The sequence below is a fragment of the Sutterella sp. genome, from assembly GCF_052272535.1.
In the GTDB taxonomy this organism is placed as follows: Bacteria; Pseudomonadota; Gammaproteobacteria; order Burkholderiales; family Burkholderiaceae_F; genus Sutterella.
In genome coordinates this window covers 1-2,872 of sequence record NZ_DAVZJY010000264.1, presented here as the reverse complement: position 1 = coordinate 2,872, position 2,872 = coordinate 1, and the positions used below count along the sequence as shown (strand labels likewise).

2 protein-coding genes are annotated in these 2,872 nt (G+C 65.6%); one reads left to right on the top strand and one right to left on the bottom strand.

Annotation, left to right across the window (positions count from 1 at the left end; translation table 11 throughout):
- Positions 1-198 precede the first annotated feature (198 nt).
- Complete coding sequence (gene brnQ / locus ACT6Y9_RS10055; protein ID WP_443744430.1) at positions 199-1,563, top strand: branched-chain amino acid transport system II carrier protein; 1,365 nt, start codon at positions 199-201, stop codon at positions 1,561-1,563.
- A gap of 95 nt (positions 1,564-1,658) precedes the next feature.
- Here brnQ and ACT6Y9_RS10050 read toward each other — a convergent pair whose 3' ends face one another.
- Positions 1,659-2,822, bottom strand: a complete 1,164-nt coding sequence (locus tag ACT6Y9_RS10050; protein WP_443744429.1) for an aldehyde dehydrogenase family protein — start codon at positions 2,820-2,822, stop codon at positions 1,659-1,661.
- Positions 2,823-2,872 lie beyond the last annotated feature (50 nt).

Here is a 2,872-nt window from a genome sequence, read left to right as displayed (position 1 = left end):
ACGCGTAAGGACTCAGTAGGGAATCTCCGTCCTTCAGGGCGGAGAGGATGTCAATGCTGCAGCGCGAAACATCTCCCGGCGCTCTTGGCGCTTGGCGCATGAAGTCGGCAATCAAAGGAGCGGCGGAGACTCCTTCTTAGACTCATCCGAACGATGTGATAGCCTCTCGCCTTTCTTCTCTTCTCAGAAAGGCCCTTCATGACCGCACTGCCGCTTCCGCAGAGACTTCTCGTAGGCTTCACGCTCTTCGCCATGTTCTTCGGCGCGGGGAACCTCATCTTTCCCCCCTGGCTCGGCGCCCAGGCCGGCACGGAAGGCGTCGCCGCGCTCGCGGGCTTTCTCGTCACCGCCGTGGGCTTTCCGATTCTCGGCGTCATGGCGGTGGCCGAATCGGGCGGCCTCAAGACGCTTGCGGGCCGCGTGCATCCGGTCTTCGCCTTCGTCTTCATGCTCCTCATCTACCTCTCGATCGGCCCGTGCCTCGCGATCCCGCGCACGGCGAGCACCTCGTTCGAGATGGTGGTGCGCCCCGTGCTCGAGCATTTCGGCGCCCTCGACGCGCCCTTTGCCGGGTGGACGCTTCTGGGCGCCTCGCAGCTCGTCTATTCGGTCGTGTTCTTTCTGATCGCCTACGTGCTCGCGCTCAATCCCGAGAAGCTCACGAACCGCCTCGGCCGGGTGCTCTGCCCGACCCTGATCGTCCTCATCGCCGTGCTCTGGGCGGGGGTTTTCATCAACCCGCTCGGAGCGCCCGCGGCGCCCCAGGGCGGCTACGCCGCGAACGCCTTCTTCTCGGGCTTCATCGACGGCTACCAGACGATGGACACCCTGGCCGCGCTCAACTTCGGCCTCATCATCGCGATGAACATCCGCGCGCTCGGCATCAAGACCGAGAGCGGCGTCGTGAAGGAGACGGTCTTCGCCGGCGTGGTCGCCGCAGTGATCTTCTTTTGCGTCTACGGCGCCCTCACGCAGGTGGGCGGCGAGGCTAACGCCCTCTCGGGCGGGTTTGAGAACGGCGCGCAGATTCTCTCGGCGGCGGCGAACACGCTTTTCGGCCCCCTCGGGAGCGTGCTGCTCGGCCTCGTCTTCTTCATCGCCTGCCTCAACACGTGCGTGGGCCTCATCGCCTGTTGCTCGAACTACTTCGAAACGCTCGTGCCGAAGCTCGGCTACCGCGGTTGGGCGGCGCTCTTCGCCGTGGTGTCGATGGTGCTCGCAAACGCCGGCCTCACGCTCATTCTGAAGCTCTCCATTCCGGTGCTCATTGCCATCTACCCGGTGGCGCTCGTGCTGATCGTGCTCGCGCTCATCACGATCGTCTGGAGGCGGCTGCCTGAATTCAAGTGGGTCTATCCCACGACCATCTTCTTCACGGCCGTCGTTTCAATCACCGCCGGCATTGAAGGGTTCGGCGTGACGGTGCCCTTCTTCTCGACGCTCTGCTCGCAGCTGCCCTGGTTCTCCCAGGGGCTGCAGTGGGTGGGGCCTGCGGTGGGGGGCTTCTTCGTGGGGCTCCTTCTCTCCTGGAAGATCCCGCACTGCTGCCATCCGCGCACTTGACGCACGCGTTGCTCCCGGCTGAAGAAGGCCCCGCAGAAGGCAGGCGCTTGGCGCCGCCGGTGCGGGGCCTTTTCCATTTGGAGACGGCGGCGGCCTCAGAAGGTCGAGTGGTCGAAGAGGGCCTTGAGCTGCGTGAACTCCAGAAGTCCGTAGAGCCCGCCCTCGCGGCCGATGCCGCTCGCGCCGTAGCCGCCGAAGGGCGCGTACACGTCGCGCGGACCGTCGTTGATGTAGACGTTGCCGGCGTTGATGCGCCGCGCAACGGCGCACGCCTGCGCACGCGAAGCGCCGTACACCATGGCGTTGAGGCCGTAGGGCGTGTCGTTGGCGAGTTCGACCGCCTCGTCCACGGTCTCATACGGAATCACGCAGAGCACCGGCCCGAAGATTTCTTCTTGAGCGATGCGCATGTCGTTCCTCACGTCGGTGAAGATCACGGGCTTCACGTACCAGCCCTTCACGGGTGCCTCGGGGACGCCTCCGGCGAGGAGCCGCGCACCTTCGCCGACGCCGAGCTCCACGTAGCGCTTCACGGTCTCGTACTGAGACTTCGACGCCACCGGACCGATCTTCGTCTTCGGGTCGACGGGGTTGCCGACCGGGTAGTCGGAGAGGTGCTCGACGAGCAGCGCCTCCACTTCGGCCAACCGGCTCTTCGGCACGAGAAGGCGCGAGAGCGCCGTACAGGTCTGGCCGGAATTCAGGAGAATCGAGTTGAAGAGGAGCGGCACCGCGGGTGCGTAGTCCGGGACGTCGGGTAGCCACACGCAGGGCGACTTGCCGCCCAATTCGAGGCTCACGTGCTTCACGCCCGCGAGCGCCTGCTGCGCGAGCTTCACGCCAACCTCGGTCGAACCCGTAAACGGAATCATCGCGATCTTCGGGTGGACGGCAAGCCGCGCGTCCGCTCTGCTGCCGCGCCCGGAAATGAGGTTGATCGTGCCCTTCGGGAAGCCGGCGCGCCGAAAGGCCTCGACCATGAGGCAGGCCGTGAGGGGGGTGGATTGACTCGGCTTGAGGACGACGGTGTTGCCCATGAGGAGCGCCGGCACGACCTTCTGCACGATCTGCCCGAGCGGGTAGTTCCACGGCGTGATGCAGCCGACGACGCCGACGGGCTCACGGATGACGGTCGAGGCCGGGAAGGCTTCCTCGAGCTTCACTTGGGCCGCCGCCTCGATGTAGGAGGCGACGCGCACGTACTGGTAGTCGCAGTGTGCGTTGGCGGCGAAGCCGACGGGAGCGCCGAGCTCCTTCACGGAATCCGCCGCAGGAAGCCCCTGAATTCATTCATGGGGAGGAATGCGGC

What these genes read in the sequence shown, in the direction of transcription:
- brnQ (WP_443744430.1), top strand. Translation starts at nt 199, where the DNA reads ATGACCGCACTGCCGCTTCCGCAGAGACTTCTCGTAGGCTTCACGCTC.